Genomic DNA, 6,770 nt, shown 5'->3' on the forward strand with positions numbered 1-6,770 from the left:
GGTGGGCCACCGGTCACCCGTCGGCGGGATGGCCCGTCGCGGCCCGTGCTGCCAGAATTCCGGAATGCGACGCGCCATCGTCGGGCGGGACGAGGTGTTCGACCGGGCCTGGCACCTGCTGAGCCGCCCCGGGGCGGTGCTGCTGGAAGGACCGGCCGGCATCGGCAAGACCGAGCTGTGGCGGGCGCTCGTCGCGCGGGCCACGCAGGCGGGGTGGCTGGTGCTCAGCTGCGCGCCCACCGAGGTCGAGGCCGAGCTGCCGTACGCGGCCCTGGCGGACCTGCTCGGTCCGCTCGGCGACCGGGTCGCCGCGCTACCCGGGCCGCAGCGGGCGGCCGCTCAGGTCGTCCTGCTCTCCGGTGACGCCCACGAACCGGTCGACGTCCGGGTGGTCGGGGCGGCCACCCGGTCGCTGCTGGAGGTCGCCACGGCCGCGAAGACCCACCCCGGGGTCCTCGTCGCGGTGGACGACGCCCCCTGGCTGGACCGGCCCAGCGAACGCGCCCTGCGCTACGCGCTGCGCCGGCTGACCGGCCTGGCCACCCTGGTGAGCCGGCGGCACGGTCGCGGCGCCCCGCAGGCCGTACCACTCGGGCTCGACGAGGTCCGCGACGGTGGCCCGGCCGCCCGGATCGAGATCCCGCCCCTCGACGTCGGCGCGTTGCACCACGTCCTGCGTGACCACCTCGGCGTCACGCTCACCCGGCCGATGCTGGTCCGGGTCGCGCGGGAGGCCGGAGGCAACCCGCTGCTGGCCATCGAGGTGGTCCGCGCGGTGCAACGCCTGCCGCGCCAACCCGCGCCCGGTGACGACCTGCCGGTGGCCGCGTCCATGCACCACCTGCTCGCGGACGTCGTCGCCGGACTTCCGCCGCCCAGCCGCGAAGCGGTACGCCTGGCCGCGCTGCTCAGCGTGCCCACCCTGGCCGACCTGAGGGCGGCCGGGGTGGCGACGGCCGCGCTCGACGCGCCCGAGGAGGCCGGGCTGGTCGTGGTGACCCCGACCGCCATGCGGTTCACCCATCCGGTGCACGCGGCGGCGGTCCGCGCCGGCATCCCGCCGGGGGTCCGCCGCCGCCTGCACCGACGGCTGGCCGACCTACTGACCGATCCCGACGAGCGAGCCCGGCACCTCGCGCTGTGCGCCACCGACCCGGACCCGGTGGTCGCCGACACCCTCGCCGCCGCGGCCGAGCGCTGGCACGGCCGGGGCGCGCCCGACCTCGCCGCCGACCTGCACGACCGGGCCGCCGAACTCACCCCGCCCGACGATCGGGTCCGGCTGGGTCAACGGCGGTTGGCGGCGGCGCGCTGCCGGTTCGACAGCGGCGACTTCCCGGCCGCCCGGCGCGCGGCGGACGCGGTCGCGCTCGAGTTCGACGGCGACATCCGCGCGGAGTCGCTGCTGCTGCGCGCCGCTGTCGCCTGGTCCGGTGGGGAGGCCAACCGCGTGGCGGTCGACAACGGCACCCGGGCACTCGCGGCGGCACGGCCCGACTCGGCCCTGGCCGGGCGCATCCACGCCCACCTCGCGGTCTTCGAGGACCGGACCGAGTCGGCCCGCGCGCACGCCGAGGCCGCCGCCGCGCTGCTGGACGGCCGCGACGACGACCACGACCTGCTCGCCGCCGCGCTCGTCCTGCTGTTCTTCCAGGAGGTACGACTCGGGCGGGCACCGCGAACCGACCTGTTGGACCGGGCCCTCGCCCTGGAGGGCGACGAGCCGTCCTGGCTCGCGAGCACGGTGCCGGCGATCTGGTGGAAGTCCATCGACGACGCGGAGCGGGCCCGGCGGCGGCTGCACCGGATGCTCGGCCGCGCGGAGGCGCGCGGCGACGAGCCGCTGCAACACGAGCTGCTCTCCCACCTGGGCGAGGCGGAGTTGTTGGCCGGGCGGTGGGACGAGGCCGAACGGCACATCGCCGCCGCCCGGGACCTCGGTGACCAGTTGGGCACCGGTCTGGTCGGTGAGACCTGGCTGGCCGCCCTGCTGGACGCCCATCGGGGCCGCCTGACCGAGGCGTCAGTGGTGGCCGAGGCCGGCCTGCGGACCGCCGACGAACTGGACGACGACTGGTGCCGGCGCATCCACCAGCAGTTGGCGGGGTTCGTCGCCCTCTCCGCCGGACGGATGGCCGAGGCCGCCGCCGCGTACACCAGCCTGGCCGCGACCATCGACGCGAACGGGCTGGTGGAACCACTGGCCATGCGGTTCGAGCCGGACTGGATCGAGGCGTGCGTCGGGGCGGGTGACCTGGACCGGGCGGCGGCCGTGCTGGAGCGCCTGACCGCCCGGCACCGCCGGTTGCCGCGTCCCTGGACGACGCTGGGCACCGCCCGGGCCCGCGCCCTGCTGGACAGCGCCGCCGGCCGCGATCCCGAGGCGGCGCTGCGGGAGTTGGCGGCGGCACGCGACGCCGTCGCGCCGCAGGTGCTGCCCCTGGACCGCGCGCGTTGCCTGTTGGTGGCCGGCGTCGTGCACCGGCGGTCGCGCCGCAAACTGCCGGCGCGGCAGGCGCTGGAGGCCGCGGTCGCGGAGTTCGGCGCGATCGGGGCGGAGGCGTTCGCGGACCGTGCCCGGGCCGAGTTGGCCCGGGTCGGTGGCCGCGCCCCGACGCCTCGGCACCTCACCGCCACCGAGGAGCGGGTCGCGCGGCTGGCGGCGCGCGGGCGTACCAACCGGGCGATCGCCGACGAGCTGTTCGTCAGCCCGAAGACGGTGGAGGCCAACCTGGCCCGGATCTACCGCAAGCTCGGCATCTCCACCCGCGCCGAGCTGGGCGCCGCGATGACCAGGGCGGACACGCAAGCATAGGGAAACGCCCGATTCCTCGCCGGGTGTGCCGACCTAGCCTCGATCACATGACCGGCCACCTGTTCGCCCTGGAGCAGTACGACCGCTCTCCCGCTGCGGACGCCACGCTGCCGGCGCTCGGCACGGCGGACTGCCGGCTGGTGGCCGCCCTCCGGCTACCCACCGACGAGGTCGTGATCGCGTTGGTCGAAGGCCCTGACGCGGACGTGGTCGCCGCCGCTGCGGCGGCCGCCGCGTGGCGGGTCGACCGGCTGATCCCGGCCCGGTGGGTCCTGCCACCAACGGCCGGCCCAACGGACCAGGACATTCCACGACAGGCGAGGAAACCATGACCGTACGTCGTTTGATCGCCCCCCTGTTCTGCGCACTGCTCGTCCTTCCGCTCGTCGCGTGCGGCTCCGACGACGAGCCCGCTCCCGCCGCCGGAGCCAGCGCCGGATCCGATGCCGGAGCGGACGCCGGGGCCGACGCCGACGGTGGCGAACTGCCGGTGGCGGCGCCCCCACCGTCGTGCCCGTTCATCGCGGCCCAGGTCTCCGACCTCGTCGGCCAACCGATGCAGGACCAGGGCAGCTGCCTGTTCGGCGACGGCAAGGGCGTCGCCGCGCTCACCATCACCACCGCCTCCACGCTGGCCGGCGACGCCACCTACGACTACCAGCGTGAGCAGGCCGCGAAGGCGTACCGCGAGGTGAAGGACGTCGACAAGGGCCGCAAGGCGTACCTCGCGGTCAAGGACATCGGGGGCGAGACGGTCGTGGTCGGCGACAAGGGCAGCTACACCGTGATCCTGAGCAGCTTCCAGCAGATCGGTGCCCGCCCCGGCGGGTACGAGCCGACGCTGCGCAAGGTCCTCGACGCCCTTCCGCTGTGACACCGGACCCACGACCAGGAGCCACGATGACCCACCTCGCAACCCGCCGGTCCGTCCGGCTCCTCGCCGCCGTGGCCGCGCTGTCGACGCTCACCGCGCTCGGCGGTTGCGGGAAGGCCGGCGGCGCAGACGACGACGGCGCCGCACCGGCCGCCGCGGCGTCGAGCGCGCCGGCCACACCCGACGGTGCGTCCGCACCGGCCGGGACGACGGACACGCCGCCGGCCGCGGTGACCGTCGACGCTTGCACGCTGGTAACCAAGCAGGAGGCCGAGAAGCTGGCCGGTACCCGCCTGGAGGACCCGCTGGAGAAGCCGGAGGACCGGGACACCTGCACCTACACCGGGCCGGTGACCGGGCCGACGGCCCAGGTGGAGGTGTACGTCGGCGACGGCGCGAAGAAGTTCCTCGACATCGACCGGGAACTTGGGCACGAGCTGACGCCGATCAGCGGCGCGGGCGACGAGGCGTACGCCGAGGACGGCACCGTGTTCGTCAGTAAGGGCGGGGTGTGGGCGTGCGTCCGGTTGGTCCGCAGCGAGGACCCGGCCACGTACCGCAAGGCCCTGGAAGCCGTGGCCCGTACGGCCGCCGGCCGCCTCTGAGGGGCGGGGAGACGACGTGGTGACACCCGGTTCACGGCGGCGACCGGCGACCGCGCTGCTGGCCGTGACCCTGCTGCTCGTCGCGGCCTGCCAGCGGGGTGACGCCGCCCCGACGCCGCCCCGCCCGCCGGCCGGTGAGGCCACGGGCGATCAGCGGTACGGGGCCGCGCCCGCGCCGGATCCGCGGGTGACGTACCAACCGAACGTGGTGTTCGTGGGCGGCGGGGGTGGGTCGGTGCGCGGGCTCTCCGAGGACGCGCTGACCTGGCGCATCGACCCCGACGCCGAGGGCGCGGACAAGCTCGCCCGGGGCAGGGTCATGTTCCTCACCGGGCGGGCGGTCGGGCGGGTACTCGACGTCCGCCGTGACGCCGACGACCTGGCGGTGACCCTGGGACCGGTGGACATCACCGACGTGATCAGCGACGGCACCTTCGCCAGCGACGGCCCGGTCTCGCTGGCGAACCCGACCCGCCACGACGCGGGCGCGCCCTTCTGGGCCGAGTACGACGCCGCCACCGAGGGCTCCGGGGGCGCGGGCGCGACCACGCCGATCGCCCTGCCGATGCCTGGGCCGGCGCCGGAGGACCGGCAGCGGCATCCGGTCGCCGGCCCGGTCAGCGCGCTGGGGGCGGGGGCCGTCACCGCTGAACGGCGGGTGGCCGGATTCGCCGTCACCCCGATCTGTTGCGCGGGCGGGGTGGGCGCGCGGTTCAGCTACGACGGCGGCGGGATCCGCGTCGTGGGCACGGCGACGTTGCTGATGAGAAACCCCACGGCCCGCTTCCACCTGGAGATCCGCGGTGCCACGGTGCGTCGGGCGGAGTTGCGGATCGCCGGGATGGCCGGGCTGCGGATCGAGATCGCGGGGGCCACCGACCGGCGGCAGAACATCAACAAGCGCATCCCCGTCCCGCTGGACTTCAGCGTGCCGGTGGGCGAGATCCTCGGCGTGCCGTTCTCGGTCACCGCGAACCAGCTGATTGGCGTGCAGACGGCCTTCAGCGCCAAGGACGGCAACATCAGGGCGGCCGGCGAGTGGTCGCTGGGTGGCTCGGTCGGTTTCGGTTACACCGACGGCGCGTTCGGCGTCACCCAGCCCTGGAACCTCAGCGTCCGCAACAGCATCACCGACTCGATCACCGGCCCGTCGGTCGGTGTGAACGGGATCATCGTCCACTACCAGGCCGCGTTCCGAGCCGGTCTGGGCGCGCTCGGCTTCACCGCCGGGTTGTACGCGACGGTCACCGCCACGGTGGGGCTGACCGTCGGCTCCGCGTTGGGCGCGCCGATCGCGTTGTGCCGCAGCACCCAGCTCGGCCTGTATCTCGACTACGGCGTCGGTTACACCATCCCCGCCGGCCTGGCGACGGTGATCAACGCCTTCCTCGACCTGATCAACGCCGCGCCGATCGAGGCGAAAGCCGGCATCGGAAAGGTCGACAACGTGTTCAACAAACTCGACATCCAGCCGGACAAGAAGATCTGCAAGACCTGATACCCCACCCGGCCACGGGGGCGGGTGGATCGGCCGGTGCGGAGGTCGGGCAACCTCCGCACCGGCCAACTTCCGTCAGCCCGCCGAGCAGGTGGGACTGAGGCTGCCGGCGGTGCCGTTGGCCTGGAATCCCCACTCGGTGAACTGGCCGGCGCCGACCTGGCCGTTGTAGGCCACGTTGGTCCAGTTCGTCGTGCCGGTGCTACCGCTGCGGTTGGCGTTCCACGCGTTGGTCACCGTCGCGCCGGACGGCAGGCCGATCGTGACCGTCCAGCCGTTGATGGCCGACGAGCCGGCGGTCACCCGCACCGTGGCCACGAAGCCACCGGTCCACTGGTTCACCGACACCGTCGCGGTGCAGCCGCCCTGCCCCGGAGGCGGGGTGGTCGGCGGGTCGGTCGGCGGATCGGTGGGCGGGTCGGTCGGCGGGTCGGTGGGCGTGGTGCCGTTGTTCAACGCGGCGAGGACCGCGTCGTACGCCGCCTTCTTCGACCCGTTGCTGTTGAACAACAACGGCGTCTGCGAAGCCCGCCACGAATCACTGTCCCGAATACCCCACACCGTGATCCCGTTACACCGCGCCACCGCCAGACAGTCCTCCACCACACTGCGGTACGTGTTCGCCGGCGCACCCTGAATATCCAACTCGGTGATCTGCACATCCACACCCAACGCCGCGAAACTCGACAACGTCGTGCGGTAGTTACTCACATACGGCGAGTCATTGTTGAAATGCGACTGGAACCCCACACAGTCAATCGGCACACCACGCGACTTGAAGTCGCGCACCATGTTGTACACCGCCTGCGTCTTGGCATGCGTCCAGTTGTCCGTGTTGTAGTCGTTGTAACACAGCTTCGCGTTCGGATCCGCCGCATCCGCAGCCCGGAACGCCGCCTCGATCCAATCGTTACCGGTACGCTGCAAGTTCGAATCCCGACGCGCACCCGAACTACCATCAGCGAACGCCTCATTCAC

General features: G+C 73.5%; 6 protein-coding genes. 5 read left to right on the plus strand and 1 reads right to left on the minus strand.

The features are described from left to right. The first annotated feature begins 64 nt into the window (after window positions 1-64). Genes AB0J33_RS30750 through AB0J33_RS30770 form a run of 5 tightly spaced genes read left to right on the plus strand, consistent with a single transcriptional unit; the run spans window position 65 to window position 5,792 of the window. The gene (locus AB0J33_RS30750; RefSeq protein WP_363618586.1) at window positions 65-2,815 is read left to right on the plus strand and encodes an AAA family ATPase; all 2,751 of its coding nucleotides are present in this window, start codon (window positions 65-67) and stop codon (window positions 2,813-2,815) included. Window positions 2,816-2,862: 47 nt separating this feature from the next. Continuing rightward, entirely contained in the window at window positions 2,863-3,147 is a 285-nt protein-coding gene (locus tag AB0J33_RS30755) for a hypothetical protein (RefSeq protein ID WP_363618588.1), read from the plus strand. Beyond that, window positions 3,144-3,689, plus strand: a complete 546-nt coding sequence (locus AB0J33_RS30760) for a hypothetical protein (protein ID WP_363618590.1) — start codon at window positions 3,144-3,146, stop codon at window positions 3,687-3,689. The genes AB0J33_RS30755 and AB0J33_RS30760 overlap by 4 nt, the downstream gene beginning before the upstream one ends. 26 nt (window positions 3,690-3,715) lie before the next feature. Then, window positions 3,716-4,294: a DUF3558 family protein gene (locus tag AB0J33_RS30765; protein WP_363618592.1), complete on the plus strand. Its 579-nt coding sequence runs from the start codon at window positions 3,716-3,718 to the stop codon at window positions 4,292-4,294. Between the two features lie 19 nt (window positions 4,295-4,313). Next, entirely contained in the window at window positions 4,314-5,792 is a 1,479-nt protein-coding gene (locus AB0J33_RS30770; protein WP_363618594.1) for a hypothetical protein, read from the plus strand. A 75-nt stretch (window positions 5,793-5,867) separates the two neighbouring features. Here AB0J33_RS30770 and AB0J33_RS30775 read toward each other — a convergent pair. Then, window positions 5,868-6,770, minus strand: a 903-nt coding sequence (locus tag AB0J33_RS30775; protein ID WP_363618596.1) for an endo-1,4-beta-xylanase, incomplete at its 5' end; no start/stop codon positions are given.

This window comes from Micromonospora sp. NPDC049645 (assembly GCF_040675155.1).
Lineage (GTDB): Bacteria > Actinomycetota > Actinomycetes > Mycobacteriales > Micromonosporaceae > Micromonospora.

Coding starts and splice junctions, on each gene's coding strand:
- AB0J33_RS30750 (WP_363618586.1), top strand. CDS start 65: ATGCGACGCGCCATCGTCGGGCGGGACGAGGTGTTCGACCGGGCCTGG.
- AB0J33_RS30755 (WP_363618588.1), top strand. CDS start 2,863: ATGACCGGCCACCTGTTCGCCCTGGAGCAGTACGACCGCTCTCCCGCT.
- AB0J33_RS30760 (WP_363618590.1), top strand. CDS start 3,144: ATGACCGTACGTCGTTTGATCGCCCCCCTGTTCTGCGCACTGCTCGTC.
- AB0J33_RS30765 (WP_363618592.1), top strand. CDS start 3,716: ATGACCCACCTCGCAACCCGCCGGTCCGTCCGGCTCCTCGCCGCCGTG.